The 23,635-nt window shown below is 49.3% G+C and carries 38 protein-coding genes; all 38 read right to left on the bottom strand.

What is annotated here, in order from left to right:
- Nucleotides 1-122: 122 nt before the first annotated feature.
- On the bottom strand, nt 123-413 hold the full coding sequence (gene gpG / locus AC0TWI_RS05295) for a phage tail assembly chaperone G (RefSeq protein ID WP_488125287.1): 291 nt from the start codon (nt 411-413) through the stop codon (nt 123-125).
- Between the two features lie 52 nt (nt 414-465).
- A complete protein-coding gene (locus tag AC0TWI_RS05290) occupies nt 466-1,029 on the bottom strand; it encodes a major tail protein (RefSeq protein ID WP_488125286.1) in 564 nt (187 codons plus the stop codon).
- Nucleotides 1,007-1,519: a hypothetical protein gene (locus AC0TWI_RS05285; protein ID WP_488125285.1), complete on the bottom strand. Its 513-nt coding sequence runs from the start codon at nt 1,517-1,519 to the stop codon at nt 1,007-1,009. The genes AC0TWI_RS05290 and AC0TWI_RS05285 overlap by 23 nt, the downstream gene beginning before the upstream one ends.
- Nucleotides 1,520-1,846, bottom strand: a complete 327-nt coding sequence (locus AC0TWI_RS05280; RefSeq protein ID WP_488125284.1) for a hypothetical protein — start codon at nt 1,844-1,846, stop codon at nt 1,520-1,522.
- Nucleotides 1,843-2,214: an HK97-gp10 family putative phage morphogenesis protein gene (locus AC0TWI_RS05275; protein ID WP_488125283.1), complete on the bottom strand. Its 372-nt coding sequence runs from the start codon at nt 2,212-2,214 to the stop codon at nt 1,843-1,845. Before AC0TWI_RS05275 ends, AC0TWI_RS05280 begins: the two co-directional genes overlap by 4 nt.
- A complete protein-coding gene (locus AC0TWI_RS05270) occupies nt 2,201-2,533 on the bottom strand; it encodes a phage head closure protein (RefSeq protein ID WP_488125282.1) in 333 nt (110 codons plus the stop codon). The genes AC0TWI_RS05275 and AC0TWI_RS05270 overlap by 14 nt, the downstream gene beginning before the upstream one ends.
- A 2-nt stretch (nt 2,534-2,535) precedes the next feature.
- On the bottom strand, nt 2,536-2,760 hold the full coding sequence (locus tag AC0TWI_RS05265; protein WP_488125281.1) for a hypothetical protein: 225 nt from the start codon (nt 2,758-2,760) through the stop codon (nt 2,536-2,538).
- Nucleotides 2,747-3,022, bottom strand: a complete 276-nt coding sequence (locus AC0TWI_RS05260; RefSeq protein WP_488125280.1) for a head-tail connector protein — start codon at nt 3,020-3,022, stop codon at nt 2,747-2,749. The genes AC0TWI_RS05265 and AC0TWI_RS05260 overlap by 14 nt, the downstream gene beginning before the upstream one ends.
- Nucleotides 3,023-3,037: 15 nt before the next feature.
- Nucleotides 3,038-4,237 carry a phage major capsid protein gene (locus AC0TWI_RS05255; RefSeq protein ID WP_488125425.1) on the bottom strand — a complete coding sequence of 400 codons (1,200 nt, stop codon included), beginning with the start codon at nt 4,235-4,237 and terminating at the stop codon, nt 3,038-3,040.
- Nucleotides 4,238-4,245: 8 nt separating this feature from the next.
- Nucleotides 4,246-5,007, bottom strand: a complete 762-nt coding sequence (locus AC0TWI_RS05250; protein ID WP_488125424.1) for a head maturation protease, ClpP-related — start codon at nt 5,005-5,007, stop codon at nt 4,246-4,248.
- The gene (locus AC0TWI_RS05245; RefSeq protein ID WP_488125279.1) at nt 4,988-6,214 is read right to left on the bottom strand and encodes a phage portal protein; all 1,227 of its coding nucleotides are present in this window, start codon (nt 6,212-6,214) and stop codon (nt 4,988-4,990) included. The genes AC0TWI_RS05250 and AC0TWI_RS05245 overlap by 20 nt, the downstream gene beginning before the upstream one ends.
- Nucleotides 6,215-6,228: 14 nt before the next feature.
- Complete coding sequence (locus tag AC0TWI_RS05240; protein WP_488125278.1) at nt 6,229-8,013, bottom strand: terminase large subunit; 1,785 nt, start codon at nt 8,011-8,013, stop codon at nt 6,229-6,231.
- Nucleotides 7,991-8,305 carry a P27 family phage terminase small subunit gene (locus tag AC0TWI_RS05235; RefSeq protein WP_488125277.1) on the bottom strand — a complete coding sequence of 105 codons (315 nt, stop codon included), beginning with the start codon at nt 8,303-8,305 and terminating at the stop codon, nt 7,991-7,993. Before AC0TWI_RS05235 ends, AC0TWI_RS05240 begins: the two co-directional genes overlap by 23 nt.
- Before the next feature lie 99 nt (nt 8,306-8,404).
- The gene (locus AC0TWI_RS05230) at nt 8,405-8,629 is read right to left on the bottom strand and encodes an HNH endonuclease signature motif containing protein (RefSeq protein WP_488125276.1); all 225 of its coding nucleotides are present in this window, start codon (nt 8,627-8,629) and stop codon (nt 8,405-8,407) included.
- Between the two features lie 288 nt (nt 8,630-8,917).
- Nucleotides 8,918-9,205, bottom strand: a complete 288-nt coding sequence (locus tag AC0TWI_RS05225) for a hypothetical protein (RefSeq protein WP_488125275.1) — start codon at nt 9,203-9,205, stop codon at nt 8,918-8,920.
- Nucleotides 9,206-9,230: 25 nt separating this feature from the next.
- Nucleotides 9,231-9,506, bottom strand: coding sequence for a hypothetical protein (locus tag AC0TWI_RS05220; RefSeq protein ID WP_488125274.1), 276 nt, complete (start codon nt 9,504-9,506; stop codon nt 9,231-9,233).
- Nucleotides 9,503-9,712 (bottom strand): hypothetical protein, encoded by a 210-nt coding sequence (locus AC0TWI_RS05215; RefSeq protein WP_488125273.1) that lies wholly within the window; start codon nt 9,710-9,712, stop codon nt 9,503-9,505. Before AC0TWI_RS05215 ends, AC0TWI_RS05220 begins: the two co-directional genes overlap by 4 nt.
- An 82-nt stretch (nt 9,713-9,794) precedes the next feature.
- Nucleotides 9,795-10,424 carry an SLATT domain-containing protein gene (locus tag AC0TWI_RS05210; RefSeq protein ID WP_488125272.1) on the bottom strand — a complete coding sequence of 210 codons (630 nt, stop codon included), beginning with the start codon at nt 10,422-10,424 and terminating at the stop codon, nt 9,795-9,797.
- A gap of 201 nt (nt 10,425-10,625) precedes the next feature.
- Nucleotides 10,626-11,147 carry a hypothetical protein gene (locus tag AC0TWI_RS05205; RefSeq protein WP_488125271.1) on the bottom strand — a complete coding sequence of 174 codons (522 nt, stop codon included), beginning with the start codon at nt 11,145-11,147 and terminating at the stop codon, nt 10,626-10,628.
- Nucleotides 11,135-12,520, bottom strand: a complete 1,386-nt coding sequence (locus tag AC0TWI_RS05200) for an SNF2-related protein (protein ID WP_488125270.1) — start codon at nt 12,518-12,520, stop codon at nt 11,135-11,137. Before AC0TWI_RS05200 ends, AC0TWI_RS05205 begins: the two co-directional genes overlap by 13 nt.
- Nucleotides 12,513-12,803, bottom strand: a complete 291-nt coding sequence (locus AC0TWI_RS05195; protein ID WP_488125269.1) for a PDDEXK family nuclease — start codon at nt 12,801-12,803, stop codon at nt 12,513-12,515. The genes AC0TWI_RS05200 and AC0TWI_RS05195 overlap by 8 nt, the downstream gene beginning before the upstream one ends.
- Nucleotides 12,804-13,120: 317 nt before the next feature.
- On the bottom strand, nt 13,121-15,592 hold the full coding sequence (locus AC0TWI_RS05190) for a virulence-associated E family protein (RefSeq protein ID WP_488125268.1): 2,472 nt from the start codon (nt 15,590-15,592) through the stop codon (nt 13,121-13,123).
- Between the two features lie 18 nt (nt 15,593-15,610).
- The gene (locus AC0TWI_RS05185) at nt 15,611-15,736 is read right to left on the bottom strand and encodes a hypothetical protein (RefSeq protein ID WP_488125267.1); all 126 of its coding nucleotides are present in this window, start codon (nt 15,734-15,736) and stop codon (nt 15,611-15,613) included.
- Nucleotides 15,733-16,131 (bottom strand): hypothetical protein, encoded by a 399-nt coding sequence (locus AC0TWI_RS05180; protein WP_488125266.1) that lies wholly within the window; start codon nt 16,129-16,131, stop codon nt 15,733-15,735. Before AC0TWI_RS05180 ends, AC0TWI_RS05185 begins: the two co-directional genes overlap by 4 nt.
- Nucleotides 16,121-16,357, bottom strand: coding sequence for a hypothetical protein (locus AC0TWI_RS05175; protein WP_488125265.1), 237 nt, complete (start codon nt 16,355-16,357; stop codon nt 16,121-16,123). Before AC0TWI_RS05175 ends, AC0TWI_RS05180 begins: the two co-directional genes overlap by 11 nt.
- The gene (locus AC0TWI_RS05170) at nt 16,354-16,956 is read right to left on the bottom strand and encodes a hypothetical protein (RefSeq protein ID WP_488125264.1); all 603 of its coding nucleotides are present in this window, start codon (nt 16,954-16,956) and stop codon (nt 16,354-16,356) included. Before AC0TWI_RS05170 ends, AC0TWI_RS05175 begins: the two co-directional genes overlap by 4 nt.
- Nucleotides 16,949-17,254 carry a hypothetical protein gene (locus AC0TWI_RS05165; RefSeq protein ID WP_488125263.1) on the bottom strand — a complete coding sequence of 102 codons (306 nt, stop codon included), beginning with the start codon at nt 17,252-17,254 and terminating at the stop codon, nt 16,949-16,951. The genes AC0TWI_RS05170 and AC0TWI_RS05165 overlap by 8 nt, the downstream gene beginning before the upstream one ends.
- A complete protein-coding gene (locus AC0TWI_RS05160) occupies nt 17,247-18,029 on the bottom strand; it encodes a nucleoside triphosphate pyrophosphohydrolase family protein (RefSeq protein WP_488125262.1) in 783 nt (260 codons plus the stop codon). Before AC0TWI_RS05160 ends, AC0TWI_RS05165 begins: the two co-directional genes overlap by 8 nt.
- A 1-nt stretch (nt 18,030) precedes the next feature.
- Nucleotides 18,031-18,246, bottom strand: a complete 216-nt coding sequence (locus tag AC0TWI_RS05155) for a DUF3310 domain-containing protein (protein ID WP_488125261.1) — start codon at nt 18,244-18,246, stop codon at nt 18,031-18,033.
- Complete coding sequence (locus AC0TWI_RS05150; protein ID WP_488125260.1) at nt 18,243-18,383, bottom strand: hypothetical protein; 141 nt, start codon at nt 18,381-18,383, stop codon at nt 18,243-18,245. The genes AC0TWI_RS05155 and AC0TWI_RS05150 overlap by 4 nt, the downstream gene beginning before the upstream one ends.
- Nucleotides 18,384-18,401: 18 nt before the next feature.
- Complete coding sequence (locus AC0TWI_RS05145) at nt 18,402-18,665, bottom strand: hypothetical protein (RefSeq protein ID WP_488125259.1); 264 nt, start codon at nt 18,663-18,665, stop codon at nt 18,402-18,404.
- A 25-nt stretch (nt 18,666-18,690) separates the two neighbouring features.
- Nucleotides 18,691-18,846 (bottom strand): hypothetical protein, encoded by a 156-nt coding sequence (locus tag AC0TWI_RS05140; RefSeq protein ID WP_488125258.1) that lies wholly within the window; start codon nt 18,844-18,846, stop codon nt 18,691-18,693.
- On the bottom strand, nt 18,839-18,994 hold the full coding sequence (locus tag AC0TWI_RS05135; protein WP_488125257.1) for a hypothetical protein: 156 nt from the start codon (nt 18,992-18,994) through the stop codon (nt 18,839-18,841). The genes AC0TWI_RS05140 and AC0TWI_RS05135 overlap by 8 nt, the downstream gene beginning before the upstream one ends.
- Before the next feature lie 4 nt (nt 18,995-18,998).
- Complete coding sequence (locus tag AC0TWI_RS05130) at nt 18,999-19,436, bottom strand: hypothetical protein (protein ID WP_488125256.1); 438 nt, start codon at nt 19,434-19,436, stop codon at nt 18,999-19,001.
- A gap of 11 nt (nt 19,437-19,447) precedes the next feature.
- Entirely contained in the window at nt 19,448-21,427 is a 1,980-nt protein-coding gene (locus AC0TWI_RS05125) for a DNA polymerase (RefSeq protein WP_488125255.1), read from the bottom strand.
- A gap of 44 nt (nt 21,428-21,471) precedes the next feature.
- On the bottom strand, nt 21,472-22,023 hold the full coding sequence (locus tag AC0TWI_RS05120) for a DUF2815 family protein (protein WP_488125423.1): 552 nt from the start codon (nt 22,021-22,023) through the stop codon (nt 21,472-21,474).
- Between the two features lie 33 nt (nt 22,024-22,056).
- A complete protein-coding gene (locus AC0TWI_RS05115) occupies nt 22,057-23,238 on the bottom strand; it encodes a DUF2800 domain-containing protein (RefSeq protein WP_488125254.1) in 1,182 nt (393 codons plus the stop codon).
- Complete coding sequence (locus AC0TWI_RS05110; RefSeq protein WP_488125253.1) at nt 23,235-23,621, bottom strand: hypothetical protein; 387 nt, start codon at nt 23,619-23,621, stop codon at nt 23,235-23,237. The genes AC0TWI_RS05115 and AC0TWI_RS05110 overlap by 4 nt, the downstream gene beginning before the upstream one ends.
- Between the last annotated feature and the right edge of the window lie 14 nt (nt 23,622-23,635).

Here is a 23,635-nt window from a genome sequence, read left to right as displayed (position 1 = left end):
TTCTGGCTCCATTAATTCAAAGAAAAAATGGACATCCATCCGATCAATATCGGGCAGTGTCCATCCTTGTTTTATTAGTTGCAAATACCATCGTTTTAAATTTTTATACGCTTGCTCGAAAGTTACTTTTTTTCCGGTTGTTCGTTTCCCTCATCTTTGCCGCCATTGACAACAAATTTGAATATCGTGTCCATAAGCTGATCACTAGGGAGTCCATAGTAAAAATCATCGACGGTGAATTGATTTTCAAAAGTGATCACTACCAGTTCAACCAACTTGTCGAGATCGTTCGCGGTCAGGTCTGCGAAGTCCATTTTGCTTCGGTACTCCAGAAACTTTCTCCAAACAAGTGCGGGGACAAATGGGGCAACAAATTTCTGATCTTCACCATTGATTCGTAGAGTGATATTCAAGTTATTTTCCTCCTAATTTTTAATTAAAGAAAAAAGGCAGCACGTGGCTGCCTTATACGATTGGTGCTGTGGCCGGCTCGTAGACTTTATCGAACCATCCGTTTTTCACTTCATCTGTGACTTTGGCGTTATCCGTATCAACACGCGCTCTCCATTTTCCATCCTCGCGAGCCATAAACTTGGCTGTGATGGTCGGCGTCTGGAACTCCACGTTTTCGCCTTTGGTGTTGATGGTTTCTGCCGGCGTCGTAAATTTGCCTTTGTAGTACCAGGACAGCCGTTTGGCGCCATTTGACTTCGTGGCAGCAAAGCCGAGGGCAACATACGGTGCCACATCATCGGTGCTATCTTCAATGACGCCTTCTGAGTTAATCTTCTTTCCGAGAAGAAAAGCGTAATCTTCGTCGGTCAGCTCCGTGACGCCAATAGAAATATCAATATCTCCCTGAGTCTCTGCTACCTCAACCGCCCTGTTGTCTCCGTACAGGGTCGCTGTGTTTGTGTTAGGTGTTACCCCGATAGAAGTCAACGGCTTTAATTTCCTCGGCGTCTCATACGTTCCGTCGTCATTCATAACAGCTGCATATAATTGTTCAATTCCTGTGATTGCTGGCATTTGTATCAGTCTCCTTTTTCAATTTCATATCTTTTATTTCAGGTTCTTCACTATCGTCAGCCCACAACGTTGCAGTCGATATATTCCAGCCCCGTTTTCCCAACTCCTCAATCAGGTCATCATCAGAAAAACGGCTCAACCCCTCTACTTCCCGCAAAGCACGGCCAGTTTTCTTCGCTTCACGTTGGACGGCTTTTAAACCTTTGAGTGCCTTGGAAACATCGAGGTCAATCTTTACTAATGATTTCGCGATCGTTTTACCTGTCTTTTCAGCTTGTTTGCCTACTTTTCTAGAAGCTTCTTTAAACTGTCCGATTTTGTAGACATCTATAAAAGCCCCTTGGCACTTTGGACAAATCCTTATTTCGCTGTAACCTTTTTTGGATCCTCGAACCTTTTCACGATGTTCGCATTTCAGACACTCGTACAATGAATTTGTGACTATTTCATTGTCTTTTATGCTTTCGATTGATTCGCTTTTCTCAGCCATTCAAATCGTCTCCTTTGCATAAGAAAAACGGAACACCACTCGGTAGTATCCCGTTTCCTCTTCGTATTCATCGAATTTTGTGATTCTCATAAATCCTGCTTCTGTCATCACCCGGAAGATTTCCTTCGCCATAGGATCAGGATCCCGCTTGGTGAAGTAGTCGACCTGGTACGAGTATTTCGTTTGGTACTCCCGGTTGTCCGCATGGCGACCTGGATACTCGTTGTAAGGGTAAAAGACGATGTATTCTGCCGCAGTTCCAGGCTTCCGCAGGCGACCGACAGGCAGGCCTGTTTTGGTAAGAGTTTGATAGACGAATGTATTCATATTCCCAGCTCCCGTTTCACCGAGTCAGCCATAATCCGTTGAACGTCCGTTGAATTGCGCTCAAAAGTCGGAGCGAGCCACGGCCGAGGTGGAATCTGTCGCTTTGCTCGCTTGTTATAATAGCCAAACTCGATGAAACGACCATAGAAACCTTTAGCAGAAGGCCCTATTTCGATGCGTCCTTCTTTCACCGGCGATTTTTCGATGGACTTTTCCAACTGACCGGTATCATATGGGACCTCAACGGAAATTTTGTCGAGTAGCATGTCCGCCGCTTCATTCAGTGCCTTTTCTTCGATCTGCTTTCCCTTTTCGCCGATCTGGTTGAGTTTTCGAATCAATTCGTCCATACCCTCAAACTGCATCATCCGCATTCACCGCCTTGCAGTACAGCGTTATCGTCTTCTTCTGACCGTCATCGTCCTCCATGTTGATGATTTCATGGTCCACGCCTCTCCAACGGACTCGCATACGGCTGTTAAGGTCTTTACGGTACCGAATCTGAAACATGCGGTTGTTTTCCAAGTTCGTACCTGCCGCCTCATAAAAAAGACGCCCCTTCAGCGTTTTGAGGGACGCCCATACCGTCTTATGCTCAGTCCAATCGTCGTTGACAAAACCGCTGTCGGAGACGCCGCCTGGTGGATGCAGAAAGGTAATGCGCTGATCAAGTTTGCCAGGATCCATGTTTACTTCTTACCTTTTTCCTTGTCGGCGGCCTTCTTTTTCTCAGCGTCATCTTCCTTTTTCTTTTCCTTGATTTCTTCGCCAAGAAATCCGCCATCCTGGAGAAATTTGACCCGCTTGGCGTCATCGGATTCGTATTCCGCCCCTTTGGCCCCCGGCTTGCCTGGATCGTATCGGCGCTTGGTCTCCTTGTCGGTAAAAGATTGTTTAACTTTATATTTCTTCACTCAACCCACCTCCATAAGATTTGAGTTGCAGCACGATGGTCTGCAATGATTGTTCCAGTGATTTTACATTCAGATCCTTGCTGAAATTCTCGAAATGAAGCAAGACGTGAACGCAGACCGCTGTTTGGTACTGCTTGTTCTGCGGCAACGGAAGCACGCCAGAATTAAGCAGATACTCCTCAGCGTTGGAAACGAGCAAAGAGAGAACGCTGTCGCTCTCTCCCCCGTCAACTTTCAGATAGCTTTTTACGATGTCGAGCATCTACATGCTCCTCTCTTATACTTCCGGAATAGCGCCTGCAACTTTGGCAATACGGAAGGCAGATTTAAGCTTAATCTGGTGATCGATATACGCTGTCAGGACGAAGTCCTCGATGCCTGTGCGCACGTTTTTGTCACGCTCATACAAAACGTCAAGGTCATAGTTGAAGTGCGAGTACGTGAAATCTCCGACAATTGGTTCAGATGCAGCATCCACAAATTCTACTTTCTTACCCCAGACCGCTTCGGGTGGAGCAGAAAAGAAGGAAGAATTCCCATTGCTGAGGAACTTCACAACCTTAGTAAAATCAGTAAATCTCATTACAACGGATGCATTTTCCCGATAATCCTCATGCAGGTCGGCAAGTGCATTTACAACAGCTTCGTACAGGTTTTCTCCTTCTACGATTTTGATTGCAGTTGCACCAGTTTGATAGAAGGACATATGCTCTTCGCCGGCCTTTGCAGACTTAGTAAAAGCAACCTTTTTCTCCTTAGCAGCTAGTCCTGATTCGAGAGCATTCTCAACTCCTTGCACAAGATTCACATCTGTACCACGAAGAACAGTTTCAGAAACAGGAGCAAAAACTTTAAACTTATGGCGCCCGAACTTGACTACATCCCCGGTAACCTCCATCTCCTTAGCCGTCTCTGTATCTTTGATAAAATCGTCATCGTCCAGTTGGAAGTTAAGCTTAGGCACTTCCAAGTTCATCAAGTTTGTGAAGGTTGAAAGTCCGCGTAACGGGTTCTTTACCTGCGGCTCCATCAACAACTCGTTTGACATCGTAGTCGGGAGGAGTTTTTCCCCGCCAGTATTATTTCGGTCGCCGAGCGCCTGTCGGACTTCAGCTGATACCGGTTGCTGACGAATTGTTGCTCTGATCAGTTCAGCTTTCGCCTTAATCTTCTGCTGCTTCGGATCCGTGATGTTTTGCAGGCTGTCCTGATTTTGAAACTTTGCCTTCTGCTCGGCCTCCATTTGGTCGTGCTGCTCTTTGATAACGTCGAAGCGCATTTTCAGGTCATCTCGGGACTTCTGCAGCGCCTGAATGTCTTGCATGGTGGCTGTAGTATCAATGGCTTTTTGTGAGAGTTCGTCCTCAGTCTTCTGCAGCTGCTGACCGATTGTGGCCAGGTTCTGTTTCATTTCGAAAAGTGTCTTCCGTCCGAAGAATTGGATATCCAGTTTCAGTTGTTTCGGCTTTGCTTTCATAAGTGTTTTCATTGAATCATTCCTCCAATAATGGTGTTGTAAAAAGCTGAATTCGCTGCCGATTCCTCGGCGATTTTCTTTCTTTCTGCCATTTCCTCGGCAGATATAACCGGTGACGGTAGGGATTGTAACTGTTTCGGCACATTTGTGTATCGCTTGGCCCACTCTTCATCAAACGCATAAGCGACTGCCTGATTCGTTTCAGTGACCACATCCACCAGTCCGTAGTCCAGACATTGCTGGGCAGTTAGCCAGGTGTCCTCTTTGAGCATTTCATTCAGTTGCTCTTCGGTTAACTTATCGCCTGCGCGATCCAGATAATATTGGCACATCGACTGGCTGATCCGCTCAATGTCATCTGCTGCCTTACGTAATTCGGTCGCATTCCCCATAGCAAAGGTCCAGGCATGGTGAATCATCATCAATGCATTGGCCGGCATGATGATTTGTTTTGAAATCATCGGCAATACTGATGCACATGAAGCAGCCAGGCCGTCTATGTGCGAAGTGATTTCCGCAGGGTGACGCTGTAGCATGGCCATGATGGCCATCGCTTCAAAAACACTGCCTCCTGGGCTGTTGATGTACAAATTGATTTGATCTACGTCGCCCAGCTCATCCAGTTCTTGTTTGAAGCTGATAGAGGACACTTCGCCGTACTCTTCCCAAGCATATTTAGTGATTTCGCCGTAAATAAAAATATCCGCCGACTTGTTACTGTTGGCAGACATTTTCATATTCCAAAATTTCTTATTCGCCTTCTTTCCCACTTGTTCCATCACCTCCTTTGGTTGTTTTCCGCCTTAGCGTCGGGTCCATCTCCAGTGGGTACATGTCCCCCGAAATCCAAAGTTCGGCAGCCTGTCCGCCTCTTGGCGGCAAGTCCTCAAGCCCCCTGACCTCATCCCGGCTCATGAAACCGTCCCGCAAGGCGTTATGGTAAAACTGCGTCCTGGCTGCTGTGTCTCCACGCAAGAGGCCGCCCAGGTTGAATTTGAAGTAATACCCCTGCTTCCTCTCCTCTGCGTTGAGCAGCTTTTTGTTGAATTCCTGCTCATACTGCCGGACGATCGGTGTGAGGGCCATCTGCACAAACTGGATCATCATCTGCTCGTTGGATGAGTAACTCTGCCCCTCGGTGTCATTCAGGAACGTTACCGGAACATTAAAAACGTTGGCCACCCGGGAGCGTGTGATCCGCTCTGATGCCAACGTGTCTGAAGCGAAGTATTTTCTTTCAATGTCATCGATGTTCACTCCGGGCTCTTTGAACAGGATCCCACCGTTCTCCTGGTAAAATCGTCTGAAATCGTCGATAATCCGCTGCCTCTTATCCTTGTCGACATTTGCGCCGTATTCCAGGATAAAGCTGTCCTTTTTCTGCATTTCCGAGAGCGAAAACTCCTGTACTGCCTTGTCGTATTTGAGCGTATTCTCCAGCACCTTGATCGGGCTTATGCCTTTCCACCGGGTCGCCCCTGTAATGTGCTTCACATGAATCATGTTCATATTGTGGAAATAGTAGGTGTGGTCGTTCCCGCGCACCTCATACCAGAGTTCGCTGTCATCCGTGTTGATGAAGGGCTCTACGTATGCCGAGTCGATCGGCACGATGGATTCCGGCTGCATCCTTATGTCACGGGAGATGACGGCATAGCCGTTCCCGCTTTCATTTCTTGCCACTTCGATTTTGTTGATCAGGTCGAAGCTCGTCATGTTTGCGTTCGGGGTGTTGATCAACACATCCGCCGCGTCGTTCATAACCATGTCGTGATTTCGGTGCAATTTTAACGGTAGTGAAGACAGCGTATTCGCCAGACGACTGACCACACTGAATATTGTTTCGTTTGTCGCCAGCTGCCCGTTATCGATGCCCCAGAACTTCCGGCCGAACCATGAGGACAGGTCAAAGCCTCTGCCTTTCCATCCTGCTGCTGCCCCGCGCACGGCTCCTCTAACTTTGTCAAACCATTTCAATATCTCACCACCCTTCAGTTGAGCATGTCGCTGACCGAGACAAATTCGATATTGCCGTCACCCGCAGGCTCGACAAGATGCTGCATCACCTCGGTATGTGCGTTGATGAATGCGGCAAAGCCATCGATTTTTCTGTAGCGACCCTGCTTTTGCGGAAGATTGTTCCGGTTACTGTCCGGCTTCATCTTCACGTTGTTGACATACCAGCGGAAAAGCCTGTTCTGGTTGAAGATCACTTTGCCATCAATGAACAGCTCCTTCGCGTCGTCAACTGCCGGCCCTAGCGTCAAAGCACCCTGCCGGACGACTTGCGTTTCAAAGCCGCGGGCTTCCAGGGACTTGTTCAGACGGTATGCTTTTGCCGGGTCGTATGTGATCTTTTCGATGGTGTATAGTTCTGATTGCGCTACAAACCAGTCCTCCAGCATCTCTTTGTTCACATATTCTCCGGGCACGATAGTCAGAAGGCCCTCTTCCTCCCACTCACGATACGGAATGTTCTCGCTGGCCTCATTGACCTTCTTCTCCGGAATCCACGAATGGGAAAGGACGAAGACATCGCCTGTGTCCAACGGAAACTCCAAGCAGGCGCTCGAGAAGTCTTCAGAGTCGGAAAGATCATAGCCACCGACACAATTTGCGCCATGCAGGGACTCGATATCAATTATCTTGTCATTCCGCTTGATCGTGCTGTAATCGAGAAATGCCTGGGCGTCCGCTTTGACGAAGAAGTTGAACTGCTTGGTGATGAAATCCGAGCGTTCCTCCGGCGTCCGTTTGTCTTTCGCCCAATCCTCAATCAGGATGTCCAAATCAAGCGAAACGCCCATGTTCGGATTGGCTTTGATCCACTCATACGGCTGTTCAAACTCATCTTCGCTGTCCAATTCCGCGATAAAGTAAAAAGTACGCTCGTCCTCGATGACGTTTTCCAGAACATCCATAGACTGCTCGTAATAGTTCACCAACGGTCCGTCCAGCTGATAACCGGCAGTCGTGATGTAAAGGATCAATGGCTGCTTACGGGCTCCGCGCGATTTCTTGATGACGTTGATCAGTTTGTAGTCCTTGAACTCATGAATCTCGTCAAAAATGCCAAGATGCGTGTTCAAACCATCAAGATTTTCACTGTCGGACGCTCTCGGCTCGATTTTTGAGATGCTCTTATCGAAGAAGATGGCATCCCGTGTTGGCCTGAACTGTTTTCTCAGCTTTGGCGACTTTTTGACCATCGCTTTCGCTTCATCGAAAATGATGCCTGCCTGTTTTCGGGTATTGGCGAGCAGATAAACGTCTGCGCCGTTCTCTCCATCCTTGCTAAAGGAATAAAGCGTCAATCCACTGACCAGTGTCGATTTTCCGTTTTTCCGGCCAACAAAAATAAGGCCCTCACGGAAGCGCCTTATGCCTGTATCTTTATGAACCCATCCGTACAGGGAACCGATGATAAAATGCTGCCATGGCTGGGCGGTCAGCTGGTCGAAATCGCCTTTTGACGGTTTGCAGAACTTCTCGATGAAGCGAATCGGCCGATGCCCCTTCTCTTCGACGAAGATCCATGGGAAGTCTTCCGTTCCCTGCCGCTTCAAGTCGTTCAGGTGGCGTTGTGCCGCCATCTTGTTTTTCTTGCTGACCTTGATTTGCCCTTTAACTGCCTGCTGGGCATACCAGGTTGTAAGCAGCTTCTCGGATGGCGATTCGAGGATATTGCCTTTCTTAATTTCCTTGTTCCGCCAGGAGATGAAGCTGATACTCTTTTTTACCTGCTCAACGCCATTAGAAATCGTCGAATTCGACATCGTCTCCACTCACCACTTTCTTTCTTTGGGCAGGCGTGAGTCCGAGCGACTTCAAGAGATTGTTCAGCGTCTGGACGGTCTTGGTCAACTCGATTGTAAGGGGATTCTTGACAAGGTTGGTCGCTTTGGATTTGTTTGTGTGTTCAAACATCAAATCCATTTTCTTGATCTCGCGGCTCAAGCGACGATAAAACTGGTGAGTCTCCACGTACAGCTTGATCAACTCTTCGTCCGATTCCTTGTAGCTTTCCCCTAGGTATTCTCTCAACATTTTTGCCGTAGGTACTGCCATTTTTGGGTTACCCCCCTTTCATGAAAATTTATCCGCGGTGTAAACGAAGGGGGCGCTCGGTCGGGCGGTGAATTGTCTGACAATTCTACCAATGGGGGGCTATGCTTTTATCACCCGAACCCGTCGTTTGCGCTTACCCTTCTCTTCATTTCCTCTGCCTGCATGCTCTTTGTTATGACAGGCGTTGCATATGCTCTCCAGATTGTCCATATCAAGCGCCTTGCTCCAGTCGCTCCGAAGCTCGACGATGTGATGGACCGCATCAGCTGGTGTGAGCCTGCCTTCCCTCTTGCATTCCTGGCACAAATACAAATCTCTCTGCAAAACAAGAAGCCTGCACTTCCTCCATGCTGCCGAGTCGTAGAAACGTTTCGCTTCTTTGTCGCGCTTATATTTGTCGTAATGTCTTTGGATTGCTCCTCACCACCTTGAAGCCGTTCCGGTGTACACATCGAACGAAAGGACAGACGCCTTCTGCCAATAGCCATACACAACCTTTGCAATGCTCCTTGCTTACCACAACCTTCACGTTATTCACTCCAAACAAGAAAAGGCACCCATCAGCTGGATGCCTTTCACACGTTTTTATTTTATTGTTTTGCTGACATCTATCTAAATCAATTGTGCCTTCAACGCTGCCATTCTTTTGTTCACTTCAACCTGCAGCGCATCCGCCTGCTGAATGATCGCGGCTGCGTCTTCTGGTTTGCTTCTGAGTTTGAGTTCCAATTGCTTCTTCTCCTTCTGCAGCTTCCGTGTTGCTTGATCAGTCGCAAAGCAAAAGTATTTCCGGCCACAATGTTTGCACTTGAAATATGTTTCCTTGATTCCTTTCGGATGCTGTTTCTCTCGGTACTTAACATCGAAGACACCCTTACAGCTATCGCAAGTAGCTTGCATCAAAGCACCTCCTTTTGATTGCTACTTAATGCATATTCCCATACGCCTCTTGTTCTAGTTTTCGTACAGCATTTGCTTCTGCAATCTCTTTTGTCTCGCCTTCTCCGGTCACCAAAATATTTCTGAACGGCGGTTCTCCCTCGTCATAAAGGTTGTGATACACAGTGCACTTGCCAGGGTATTCAAGGAACAGGAACTCCACTGCCTCACTTCGGTGTGTAATCATTATCCCGGTATCCCAATCGAGAGCTCCAACGCCAAAGGACACGTCATCAAACATTATTTCTAGTTTTGGTCTCATGGCCTTTTCCCCTGCGAATCAGCGATGACTTCCAAGCTTCTTACCATATCAGCATTAATGATCTGGCTTTCTTCTGTGACCAAAAACATCCCACCATTGATCGGAACTGGATTCAACAACCGCACATCAGTATCTGTCCTCATTACATCGACTCTGCCTGATTTCCAAGTGATGATCACTGCATACTTACTTGCGTAATTTTTCAATGACCTCTCCTCCTTGTCTACTCACTTCGACAAGGAGGACTAAAAGCCTACAGAGTTCGTTCGACATTAAGTGACAATCAATTTATCTGAGGTAGTCTAAGAGATAGTCTGCTAACAAAATTATGACAACTATAAGCAATGGGTAAAATGCAACACAGATATTTACTAACCTTTCTTTCATTTGAAACCACTTGATGTCATCTTTGAATGTAGACCTATTATCTTTTGTTGAAACGAAAAAGTCGATGTTCAGATGATTCTCTTTTCCGATGATAAGTTTCTCGTATTCCCGTTGGAACTCTTTGAACTTACCTTGCGTAACAATCTCATCTCCGGCTTCATAACGATCAATCTTGTTTATCAAAACATCAAGTTCTTGATAATTCGTTTCGAAATTCCCTGCTCTCTCTTTATAATTTTTTAAGTTTAAAAACATCGTAAAATAAGTGAGAGAAAGTGATAAAATCAACAGAACTTTTGTAGCATTAGCCTCTTCAGGCCCATCCTTACCAAGAAACCATATTGAGAGGACTAGTAATATCAAGGAGTAGAAATGGGTGATCTTCTCAAAATAATGGTGCCTCGTTCTTAATCTTTTTGATGCTTCGATCCTTGACTTTCGCGTTGATAAAATTCTGTCTTTAAGTCTTTCCAAAGCTACTTGCGAACTTGTATTGGACTCTGATTCTATTGTTATGCTATTTTTGCTCATGTGTATTTCGCCTCCCTTTGTCTAATTTTGACAAAGAGAGGTCTAAATGCCTATCTCATTCGTTCGACATTAACTGACAAAACCGCCCGGACAATCCCAGACGGTTTCTTGAGAGAAACATAAGACTCGCGTTAATTATTGCATACTACAATACTAGCAATAAGGAACTGCATAAACAATGAACACTTTATGCAACGGCAATCAGTTGAAGAATTTAACGCCATCGATGCCGAAAACCAGTACTGACAAGTCTTTGCACGCTTTTTCAATGTCTCCGAAAACGGTTCTCACTGCCACACACTGCAATGCACTAATCTCTTCCGCGGTCTTTTTGTCTTCGGAAATGTACATCAGGTGAATGGTTTCATATCTTCGTGTTTCATCCGGTCTATTCGACTGCTCACACATCAACTGGTAAACCTTCAGCATTTTATTTACAAAACGGACCATTGCCAATGTTTTTTCCTTACTCCGTTTTATCGATTCCAGTTTGAATTCGTCGGTATCAAGATCGTCCAGTTCCAATCTTTCGTCAAGCTCGTTGATTTCAAGTTTGATGTCCTGACAATGTTTGGCCAGCGCCCGGTAATTTCGAAGAAGCAGCTTAACATTGCGTAGACGGCGATCATGCTTCTTCTTCTCCTGCTTTTCTTTCTCTTTCTCCAAAAACTCCATGGCTGTTCGAGCGATGACCGCGACATACTCTTCTTTCAGTTCTCCCATGCTATATCCCCCTCTTCCTCCAACATGCCCTTAATGGCGTCCAGCAAAGCGTCCTGGCCCTTCTCTTTCCCCTGCAGCACTTCTAGGACTCGTTGGTCGATGGTGTCGTTTGTCAGTATGTGATGGACGATGACAGTCTCTTCTTGTCCTTGCCGGTGAAGGCGTGCGTTCGCCTGCTGATAAAGTTCCAGAGACCAGGTCAGGCCGAACCATGCGATGATGTGGCCGCCGTCCTGTAAGTTGAGTCCATGACCTGCTGATGCTGGGTGCGCTAGCAGAATAGGAATCTCTCCCGCGTTCCACCTGGCAATGGCATCCTCGTCATCGATCAGCGCGGCATCCTTGAATTTCTTCCGGATCCGGTCACGGTCGTGCTGAAAAGAGTAGAACACCAGAACCGGCTGCCCTTGCGCCTCCTCCACAATCTCAGCCAGCGCATCTAGTTTGCGGTTATGGATTTGCTTGACGCCCTGGTGCTCATCGTAACTCGCTCCGTTCGAAAGCTGCAGGAGTTTCTGGGAGAGGACGGCCGCAGTTGATGCCACGATATCGCCGTCCGAAAATTCCAGTATGTACTCCTTTTTCAGCTCGTCGTAAAGCGCTCGCTCCTTCTGGTCCATTTCAACAAGCAGCGTATTGTCAATCCGGTCTGGCAGCTGCAAGTGATCTTTCGCCTTCATCGACACGCAGATATCATCGATAAGGCCGTAGATGTTCTCCTCTGCTTCCGGCTTGGGTGCATACCGATAAACGATCTTGCTTTGCGGATTGTAGTCCGCCGGATAGAAGTATCGGGTCCGGAATCCTGTGATTGTCTTCCCTAGCCTTTCCCCTGAATCAATCAAGTAGATCTGACTCCACAGATCCAGGAGCCCGTTCGGTGCCGGCGTGCCTGTCAATCCTACGAAACGTTTAAAGGCTGGCCGTACCTTCCGTAACGCTTTGAACCGTTTCGAGCCGGGTGCCTTGAAACTCGACAGCTCGTCCACGACCAACATGTCGAACGGCCACGGCTCCTTTGCAAAGTAGTCAACAAGCCACTCCACATTTTCCCGGTTGATGACATAGATGTCGGCATCCTGCAAAAGCGCCTGCCGCCTCTTCTTTTCCGGGCCCAGCACCTTTGAGATGCGGAGATGCCGCGTATGCTCCCACTTGTAGACCTCCCGGCTCCATGTGTCCTCTGCCACCCGTTTCGGCGCGATCACCAACACCTTGTTGACTTCAAGCCGGTCATAGATCAGCTGCTCAACGGCCGTCAGTGTCGAAACCGTCTTGCCGAGTCCCATGTCCAAGAAGAGACCGTAAGATGGATTCTCCAATATTTTCCCGATCGCATACTCTTGGTAAGGATGCGGAACAAACTCAGTCATCTTCTTCACCCGCCCATTCTTTCATCAGTCGATCCACGCTCTCTTTGCTGTCGACCACCAAGACCGGGTGGCCGAGCTTCCAAAAGTCTCGGCTCACTTTCTCTTGCAACTTCCTAGGCTTCTCTCCCGGTCTTTTCACTTCGACAAAGAAATGCCCCCCGCCATCCAGCAAGACTAGACGGTCCGGCACTCCGGAATTTCCGGGAGAAACGAATTTCAGGCATTTGCCGCCAATCCGTTCAATGTTCGTTTTCAAGTATTTTTCGACTTCTTTTTCAAGCACCGTTTCCACTCCTTCCCGAAAGTTGAAGCGTGGGCAGTGTGGGCGTAATTGACCCTAACTCTTACGTGTATTGTATATTAGGCGTATTAGGTATATATATACCCCTATATACCTCCTATATTATATTTATTATTTTACTTAAATAAAGGGTTTACAACGCCCACACTTGGAACGAACCTCTTGCGGCTCTAAGGTTATAGGTGTGGGCGTAAGGTGTGGGCGTAACAAAAACTCTGCCCACAACGCCCACACGGTAAATTTTTACATACGCCCACGTTTCCGCGTTACGCCCACGCTAAAAAGCATTACGCCCACACCTAAATCAGGTCGTTTTCTCGTATATACGCACGTTGAACACCGTAGTGTTTTCCGAACCTTAGGGTACCCTTTGCATTCATATCGTTCGGTTTCCAGCCAGGCATGTTCCGAAGAATATCATTGATCTCCCGTCGCTCCATCGCGGGAAAACGTTTCATGTCGTTGCCCAGGCACTCGACCCACACCTCCAAGGCACAGACCCTTTCACGCAAGATGCTGCCCTCCTCCGTGTCCAAACTGTCGAACTCATCGCTGTTCAGCCACGTCCGTCTCTCTGCCGGCGTCAAGTCTTCCCAGTTCTCCGGCAGCTTTCTTTCAAGGTATTCCTGCACCATGCCAAACCATGGCGATTCCTCCATATGCGCCGCCTGAGCTTCCCGCATGAGAGCTTCCAAACGATCGTCCAGATACAGCTTCTCGCCTTCTTTGTAGTAATGCTTGGCTTCCGCCCAGATCTGGTCGATTTCAGCATCAGTCAGCTCAGACCATCTCTTTTTTCGTCTATCCGCGCTGACCGTGATAGGCCAAAATCGGCGGCCGCCTGTCTTATCTTTGATGAAGTTCGCATCATTCGTCGTGCCGAAGAACACGCACTGTCTTGGAAATTCCTCGGTATGACGACCATACGCCACCCGGAAACGATCCTCGCGCTTTGAGATAAAGTGCTTGATGGATTCAACATCCGCCTTTCTCGTCGCGGACAGCTCACCCATCTCAATGATCCAGGCACCCTGCAAGGATTCGAATGCCTCCCGGCCGGACACCCCTGGTACTGAATCGCTGAACCAACTGCGGCCCATCCGGTCGAGCAGCATCGATTTTCCGATGCCCTGGGATCCGTACAGCGTCACCATATAGTCGAATTTGCAGCCAGGCTGATAGATGCGGGCAACGCCTGCCGTGAAGGCTTTCCGGGTAACAGCCCGGTTCAGTTCTGAATCCTCGGCACCCAAGTAATCAATAAACAGGGTTTCAAGCCGCGGCACTCCGTCCCACTCCAGAGGATCCAGATACTCTCGCACAGGATGGAACCGGTGCTTCTCGCTGACAGCCTTCACAGCATCTTCCGTCTTGCCCCTGTGGTAGATATTCCAGCGCGTTTCTAGATACGTCCGGAGCCCGGAATCGTCCGAATCCGTCCAGTTTGCCGGCTCACCGTCCGGACGCCACGGCACGGGACCCAGAACCATCAGCCGGCGGGTAAATTCGTTGAAGGCGATTCGGTTTTTCAGACCAGGAGCGTTCTCGATGATGAGCACCATATTCGGAACGGTCGTCTCGAGCTCTCCCTGCTTGGTGAAGGTGAGTTCCGCCATCCATTTGCGGCGATCCTCCTTCGACTCCGGATCCGCATCACCTTCAATAATGTCGAAGTCGTCATCGATCGCGCTGATCCGTTCCTCTGCAAGTGTCTGCTTCACGCGCTCATCGTTCTGAGCAAATTCGGTCATTTCGACGAACGACGGCAGCTTGTTGATCGGTGTCCCCTGTCTTGTGTCAGCATCCTTCTCCCCGAACAGGTGGATTCTGACAAGATCGAAGCTATTGACCAGCTGACTGCCGACAGGATCCGTCCCGTGATGGGAGAAGGCGAACAGGTCGTCATCATAGACGATCAAGCCGCCGGCGGTTGACCCCTCAGCATACGTCCATCGGGTGCCTTCATCATTGAATCGCTCGTATACGTCGGGGAGAAACAGCTCAATCGCTTCTGAAATGCTGTACGCTCGGCAAAACGCCCCGACAAGGCCTTTCTTCTCGTGCGGATGACCCTGCTTCTCAGCGAGCTTTCGACGCTCCTCCTGCTGGCGCGAGGAAGTCGGCCATTCCATCGGATTCCGCCAGTCGGTGTACTTGGCAAGCACATCGTCCGGATCCAGCCAAGGCGCATCCGAATAGTCGAAGAAGTATTCAGCATCGGCACTTGTCGACGGCCAGTACATGAGCCGGTGCGGCTCGTAGGTCGTGTCGTCGAAGTAATCGATGCCGATGGTCTCCGCCACCTTTTTCCCGACTGCCACATACTCCTCTGATGTGACTGGGCGCTTGAGGGGAGCCACAAGCCGGACGCGCGGCTTCTCTGGTGTGTGCTTATGGGTCGAATACAGCGCATAGGAGCTGCCGAACAGCATGTCGATCGTGTCGATGACATCCGCATCTCCATAATCGATGTCAAGCGTCAGGATAGTCCGCACCTGCACCTGGTCCGCCTTCCGTCTGCCCCCTTTGAGCCGACCGCCGACAAAGCCCCCGACGTCTTTGATTTCTGCCTGCTGGGCTTTGGAGAACTTGCGGTACTCGGCGGCGGTCTCCTTGGTCTTCACGGTCTCGGAGATTTTGAGGAGGAAGTCAGACCAGAGCAGCTCCTCATTTTTCCACCTGGTCGACTGCCTCCCCGGAGCTGTTGCGATCCAAATGGAACCATCGTGCTGAATGCTGGATATGGAGTTCGTTTCCTGCAGTGAATTCATTCAGATCACTTCTTTCTCTTAACCATTCTTTTTCTGATAGGCTTCTTCCAGTTTGCCGATGCGCTTCTGCAAGCCTCTCACTCCAAGAGCGAGCAGCAGGTTCGACACAGTTACGGTCAGCAACACGGTAGTAATGAGGATCATTTCGTTTCACCTGCCAATGCTTTGCGGGCTTCATACCCCTCGTCTCCATCAATCGGATAAATCTTCATTTCTTCCCCCTTGACTATGGCCTTTATAGGTTGATAGGTTACTGGATTTGCGTAAAACTCCAACGCTTCCCGCAGACGGGCGTTTTCTTCTATTAACTTCCCATTCACTTCTCGTAAATGCTGTCTACTAAAAATAGCCCCAACGTTTTCATATCGCTTCTTATAATGTTCTATAACTTCTTGCTGTTCCTCGACAATAGACAAAAGCCAGTCAAGGTATTCAGTATCCTCTTTACCAATGAGAGATACGTTTTCTATAAATTTCGCCATATCTTTTAGTATCTTCCTCGCTCTTTCCAACCGTTCCGCATTCGTTTCAGTTGTCATGGGATTCACCTACTTTCATGTAAGGGAAGCCCAGAACTGCCGAATCTAAAGAGACAAAGGTAAATGTGCTGTTAGGGAATTTTTCGTTTATCAGCTCTGTTAATTTTTTTCTACGGTCATAGAACGAAATATCGTTTGGTAACAAAAAATCAATTTCGCTGTAATATTTCCCTGACGGTTTGAAGTAAGTTACGGATACTTGAAGCCAGTTAGCTTTTTCATTCATTCCTCCCCACCCCCAAACTCGATGAAGGATTCGGCGGGGTAAAAGCCTTGTAACTCCCCTTTTTCGTAAACCTCGGTTAATGCAATCACCCCAGGAACTAATCGGCCCCTGTAATCAAATCCTGTATCGCGCTCTTTAAAATCCCCCGGCTTCCTACCGATCTTCGCCCATGTACGGCGTTCCTGCTCGGATTTGATTTCTTCGCGAGTGACAGGGGTGGCTGTATAATAACGACCGCCAGGAAACGCGTGTATATCTTCATCAGGCAAGTACAAATTGACACCGGAAAGGGATGGGGGTACAGCTTTAACTTTCGCAACCCAAGTATCGCCATGATGTTCAAACTTCGCCCAGTCTCCAATTTTCAAAGCTTCCTCGACTTCATAGCCGATTCTTAATGCATCTACAAGAGTGAGCAGCGGCAAACCGTTTAGTACAGAGGAATCCACTACGTCTCCATATCCACTCCATCCTTGCGGAGATTGAGCATGTTTTCTTATAAGAGCTTCGTGCGTCCAGCTACCGTCACAGCCATTTCCATCAGTAAGAAAATCAACCGCGTCCGCCTGCTCCCTCGTCAACTTCACTTTTTCAGCCATTCTGATCCCTCCTAAACCCTTTTTCATTTACCGGTTCTGTCGCGGCACGTTCAGGCGACCATCCTAACCTCACTCGCTTCGAATAAATCCTGTGAGAAATGCCGTTCTGCTTCGCCAGCCGTCTAAAAGGATCCTTTGATTCCCCCGTCGGTGTTGTGGCAGCCTCTTCGGCAGTCCACAGATAGGAGTTGATGCGCTGGCGCACATTCTTCCGACTGACGCCGTTTTTCTCAGCTTGGACAAAGACTTCTTCGGGGATGATGGCATTTCCACCCTCCGTATATTCGATCTCAACCATTCTGCCAGCCACCCTCCGCCACCTGTTCTGCAATCGCCACAGCAACCGCTGCTGTTTGAACCAATTCCTTGAACAGGTCACCGGCATCGGACGCCTTGCTCGCCACACTCCCTTTCTGGATGGCTTGGGCTACCTCTCCGATTTCTTCAATCAGGATGGTGAGCCAGTAGCTGTAATCATGCCGTTGTTTGCCCCACAGCTTGTTCTGCCTGCGACGTTCCTCTTCCACATTGGCAAGAACGTCTTTTGTGAGCCGGTCGTCCAACAAAGACAAAAGATGGGCATTCTGCTTTTGCAATCTTTCGATTTCCTCGAAGCTGGCATTGCCATTTTCAAGATCTTCACAAGCTGAATGGAGATGATTGACCTCTTTCTTCAACTCCTCGTTTGCCTCAGCAAGCTGCCTATACTCCATGTAGAGACGTCTGTACTGATCCTCGTAATTCACAGCAGATTCTTCCACGGGAGCCGACTCTGAGGACTTGAATGACTCTTTCACATCAGTCGCAGTCACTGCCGGAACATTTTTCTCCTGCAGCATTTTCTTCCCGGTGACTTGCTCGAGCGTCTTCGCTGGGGCCCCTCTCCTCAGCCGATGCTTGGCTCGTTCTTCATCAGACAGGTTTTCATTTTTCCAGATATTTAGCGATTGGCTGTTAAACCCATAGCGCCTCATAACTCGCTGATCGTTCCAGCCGTCCTTTTTGTGTTGTGCGTAGAGTTCCTTCGTCAATTTGTGATAAAGCACGCCGTCCTTTACCGTGGTAGCCCCCATTTCAATTAGCCTCCGATTCTATTAATTTTTTCAGATACCATTCAGCTTTTCGCAAATCTTCCACGCCGCCTTTTAGCCGATACCGAGAAACATATTTGATGACGTTGCCCAGACAGTAACCGGAAAACTGTTCCGGTGTGAGCTTGTCCTGCATATAGTCGATTACTTCAATGCTGCCCGCCGTGTAATGTGATGGGTGATTCACGTTATCAGTCATCGCCGAGCACCCCTTTTAAACTGATCCTCGTGCTGCAACTGATACTTCCGGCCACTCACAAGGATGACCGTTGGCACGTCATTTTTCGTTTTCAGTACAGTCACGACAGGCCGGTATTTATCGCCTTTTAGTCTCATGGCTGGCTCCTTTCTGTATTATCCGAGAGTTTTAATTTTTAGCGACCATCGGGTTTCTAACCTGATTGACTCGACCCACTCTTCTATAGTAGTTGCATTTCGTGTTAAGACTTTTACCTTGCTCTTATCCCGAAGAACTGAATTAGGGGCATCTTTGATATTGCCAAACCTTTTCAAAAATGCTTGCTTCAATTCGTCTAAGTTTGAACAAGCCTTATTGAAAATAACTGTTTGGGGAATTCCATTCTCTTCAAATGCTATCTCTACTTTGTACTCTTTCATCTTCCATTCTCCTTCACCCTTAACATTACTTACTCACTTTCCACCCCTGCCGGATCCGTGCCTGTAGCTCATGGTTCTGCAGATACTCATACAGCCAGACCATGTCTCTGCCTTCCTGCCGGTGCAGCAGATAATACCCTGCCCGGTGCCTGCGCTTTGGACGGCGGCGGACGTTAGCCATCCGCCTGTATCTCCCGCATGACCAATTCATGTTTCAATTCGTTGTAGTCGAGCGTCTCAATCGACTCGCCTTGCCGGGAAAATAAAACCCCTGCCGCCTGCAGCCTATCCAGGATAACGTTTCTTTTCATCTCCAATTGAAGGTCCATATCGTCAGCCCCTTATCGAATTATTGGTCGGTCTTTTTTGACTAGCCAATATAACCCCGAGCTCTTCAAGAAGAGCCTCTCCCTCCGGAAGCTCCATGTCCGAGTAGATCTTCGACTGATCCAGCAAAGTTAGCTTTCCAGTTTGATAGTGCAGTTCGAACGTATCGCTTGAAGGGAGCTTGGCTTCCAAAACACCTTTTGAGCGGATCTTCTTTACGAATTGCCTGAGCAGCGTTCCATTGATAACCAGGCCGTTTGAAAAGATGACTGGCATAACAGTCGAGGAATACAGCTTCTTCCGCTTCAATAGCCAATCAATTTCATCGTTCAATCGGTAGACTTCTGAACGCTTATCTGACCTCTCGGCTTTACGCAATTCTTTTCTGAGTAAAGTAATCTTCTCCTGGATTGCATCGCTTTTTACCTTCAGTGCTTCTTTCATGTAAGCCCCTCCTAATCTTTCATGTAGAAATCCGTTTCGAATCCATCAGCGGCAAGGGGCAGCCCCTCTGCCCAATCAACCGGCTCGCCCATAAGCCTCTCAACCTCTGACAGAGCGTCTGTCCGATCTATAGGAACCTCGCAGACCACCTCATCGTGCACGTGCATGACGGTTTCAAAGCCCTCAGCTTCAAGCCGGAACAGGCTCTCCGCCAGAATGTCCCGGGCGGTTGCCTGAACAATGTTCTCCACCCATTTGCCGCCGTACGCCTCGATGCGGCTCCATTTGTTTCGGTCATCAAGCCCTAGATGTGCGACGGAATCGCGGCCGAACCGGTTCTCGACAATATGCGGCTTCGCGTAGGCGAGGCTCCGGCCGCTCGGAAGGTCGATGAACAGGAAGCCTTTCGCCTTCCGGAACGTGACCCCGTGAGTCGTTGTGGGGGTTGAATCTCTTACTGCAGCCAATGCCGCTCGGTCACAGGCATACCAGAAGTCTACAATCCGAGGATTCGCACTCCGCCAGGCATCAACCAGTCCCTGCAGCTCGGATTCCACAAGCCCCATGTCCAGAGCGCCCATTGCTTTTAGTGCCCCTGGACCCCCTTGATAGCCAAGAGCCAATTCGGAGACTTTCCCTTTCTGCCGGAGAGGCGACCCTTTGCCTATTTCCTCGATTGGAACATTAAACATCTGAGAAGCAGAAGCTTCATAAATCTTCCCGTGAGTCTTGAACACTTCAAGCCTCCACAGTTCACCTGCATACCAGGCAATCACCCGAGCCTCGATCGCTGAGGAGTCCGAGACGACAAACTTATGGCCGGGCTTCGGGATGAAGCTTGTCCTCACCAGCTGAGAAAGAATGTCCTGCCTGCTTTCGGCGTATAGAAGATCAAGTGCTTCGAAGTCACCTGCCTGGATGCATTTCCTTGCATCACGGATCCGGGAAAGGCTCATGCGGTTTTTGGTAAGGTTCTGAACCTGCACGCCGCGCCCTGCCCAGCGACCTGTCTTTGAAGCGCCGTAAAATTGGAGAATGCCGCGGATTCTTGCGTCATCGCAAACCATCGCTTGCATCTTCTTGTATTTCTTGATGGAGCTTTTGGACAGCTCCTGACGGAGCCGCAGGACGTCTGCAACAACGCCATCTGACGCTTTCAGCCATTCGGCCACCGTGTCTTTTCGCATGTCCGGCAGATTCGCCCCGCGCTCCTGCAGCCATTCACGCAGCTGTGTCGGACTATTTGGGTTTTCAAGACCGGTCAGCCGCCGAGCTTCATCCATCGACTCATTCTTGGCCAGCTCGTCACACCGGACAGCACCTTCCATGAGAGGCAGGTCCACCATGACGCCGCGGTCGTTAATTTGCTGATCGAGCGTCCAGAGTGCCTGCTCTTTTTCTGGAACGGGCAAGGCCACAATCTTTTTTCGGATGGAGCGCTCTACTTCCACATCTTTTACGCAGTAGTCGAGAAAGGCTTGCCACTTCTCCGGATCGTGTTCCGGCAGGTTTCGTGTACGGCCGCCATTTGCTTTTGTCGGCTTGCACGGCTTGGAGAAGAAGCTGATCAAGGCTGTTCCCGCGGTATCCTTTTGGTCATCAAGCTTTAACACTTCCGCCACCTGCCCGAGAGCCGCTGGCAAACCCAGCCGGGTCGAGTCAACCATCGTGCATCTCCACTCCTCCGGAGGCATCGGCATGTTGAAAAAGGCTGCAATACATGTGCGTTCGAAGCTCGCGTTATGTGCGGTCTTGATGACTTTTGGATCTTTCAGAAGACCAAGGATTTCCCCAGCCATTACCTCGCGCCACATAACATCGTCAATACCTTCTTCTCCGGATCTTAAATCCCAGATCTGCACCGGTCCGTCATTAACTGCCCAGGCAATCATCAATATTTCGAAGCTAGGGTGCTCGGCATACCGATACACCCCAACCTCCCGGAGATCCAATTCACAATACGTTTCAATATCAATAGAGACCGTTGTCATTGCGTCCTCCTTTAGAAAAGGCGGGGAAGGATCCCCGCACTCTTTTAAATCAAATCGTCGTCATCAGACTCAAGCTCATCGAAGTCGGACTCCGCAGTAGTACCGCCGCCCAGAGGTTCCCCGTCGCGGACTTTCTGAATATTGCCAAGCCCCGCAGCGATTCCTTTATTTCCATTCGTGTTGAACGGATAAAAGTTAATCGAAGCACGGATGTAACAGCCTGAGTACACGGCCGTTTCATCAGTGATTTTGTTTTTGTACCCATCCACAATCTGCGGGGCTTGTTTAGAGTTCGCATTGATGAAGTAGCTATTTTCATAGGCGGAATCTTCCTCCCGCTCTTCGTCGCCGTCCCGGAGGGGAAGTTTCAAGTTCGCCGGCACCTTGCCGCCCCATTTGTCTTTACCAGTCTGCTTGACCTCCTCGATCGCTTCCTCGATCGCTTTAATGGTCGATTTGTCTTCTTTCGGGATGATGAGGCTGATCGAGTATTTTGGCTCCCCTTCGCCGTTTACCGTTTTCGGCTCCCAGATGTTTGCATAAGATGCCCGTACTACCCCAGTGATTACAAGAGTTCCTTTACGCTTTGCTTTAATTGCCATTTTGCATTTCTCCTTTTTAGTTGGTTTTTAGTTTTCGATTACATCAAAATCTGTCTCTGCACCGATGGCCGGGCGCTTATCGCTCTCCGGAACAAGTGCAGGTTTGCCTGGCGGCTTGATGATCAACTCGCCCAGGACTTCCGAGACGGTCTCCTTGCCCAGCTTCTTCTCCATGTCGCCAATGCCGACCGGCTCCGTCTTGACCACCGCCTGCAGCTTCTCTTCATCTTCAAGGTGCTCCCGCAGAATGCGGAGTACCTCCACCTTGTCGGCATAGCGCCGGTTGCTTCTGCCCTCGACAACCTTCCATCCTTCAAACGTGGTACCTTCCTGGGCTTTCTGGAGCGCATAGTCTTGGACATCTTTCGCCCATTTCTGGATTTCCTCCGCCCGGAAAAGGATGTCCGAGATTTCCTCTGCTGTAAGCAGGTGGGCGGCTTTCGAGAGATTAGGAGTTTCCAAGTATGTCTCTGCTCGAGCCCGACAGGTTGCCTTGATCTTGCACCAGCGGCAATGCTCTCCTGGGATGAAATCCCCCTCGCCCTGATGCGCCATTTCTGCCCTCGGCCGGACATAGTCCGTTCCCCATTCAAGCAGCTCTTCTGCAAGCAGGGCTTCCGAGCTGATGTTGTCGAGGCGCGGCTGGTGAATGGTCGTGATGACCTCCTCGATGTCGTACAGGAGTCCGAACACGCCCATTGCCCCGAGAGCGTACAGCCGCAGTTGCGGATTGCCTTCTGCTGAGACCTCAACGCCTTTGCCGAATTTTAGGTCTATGATCTCGAGGGTTCCGGCGTAGTAAAGAATCACATCGCCAGTTCCGAACGATTCCGGTACATACTCCGAGAGGTCCAGACGCTCTTCGAACATGCAGACCGCCTGTGGATCCGCCGCCCTCGCCCCGTTGATGCGCTCGGTGACATAGTCCACATACTCCGTCACGTACTCATGCAACTCTTCCGAGTAGAAGGAATTGGCTTTCATCCGTTTCAGCTTGGCATTGAACGCTCGATCAGAAAGCCCGTCAAATAGATGCGCAAAATGAAGTTCTGACAGCTCGTGAGCGAACGTCCCCTCCTCAGCAAACTCCGAGGACTTGTCCTTGATGCCACTAGCCACTTCTGCCTGTGCACTCGGGGTACAGACGAGCCACCGGTGAGCGCCCGATGCGGAGAGGACGGCATGCGCCCGGGAAGCGTGACCCGTCATTCCACCAACTCCAAGAGCGCCGGGTACGTGCTTGGATCAAGATCTGTAACTTTCTCCGCACCGTGTTCAGCAAGGAATGCCTTGAGCTTGGCCTTCCCACCATTTTGGATGAAGGCACGGACCTTCGAAGTGACAACGTCGAGCGAGATTTCCTGAGTTTCTTTTGAGCCCTTTTCCGGCTTCTTCTCAGGCTCAGTTTTTTTCTCAGGCTCAGGTTTCTTCTCCGACTTCTTCGTCGCCTTTTCCTTTTTCGGTTCCTGCTCCTTGATGGCTTGTACATTCTCTATTGTGTGCAGCTGTGCGGAATTATCTGAGAGGGCCTCCGCCAACTTGATGATTGCTTCGGACAGTTCCGGAGCTGAGATGTTCACTTTGATTTCCATGTTCCATAGCCTCC

The sequence above is a fragment of the Lederbergia sp. B243.17 genome, assembly GCF_057657925.1.
Note: the sequence above shows the minus strand (reverse complement) of the source record. Positions and strands in the feature narration are given on the sequence as shown.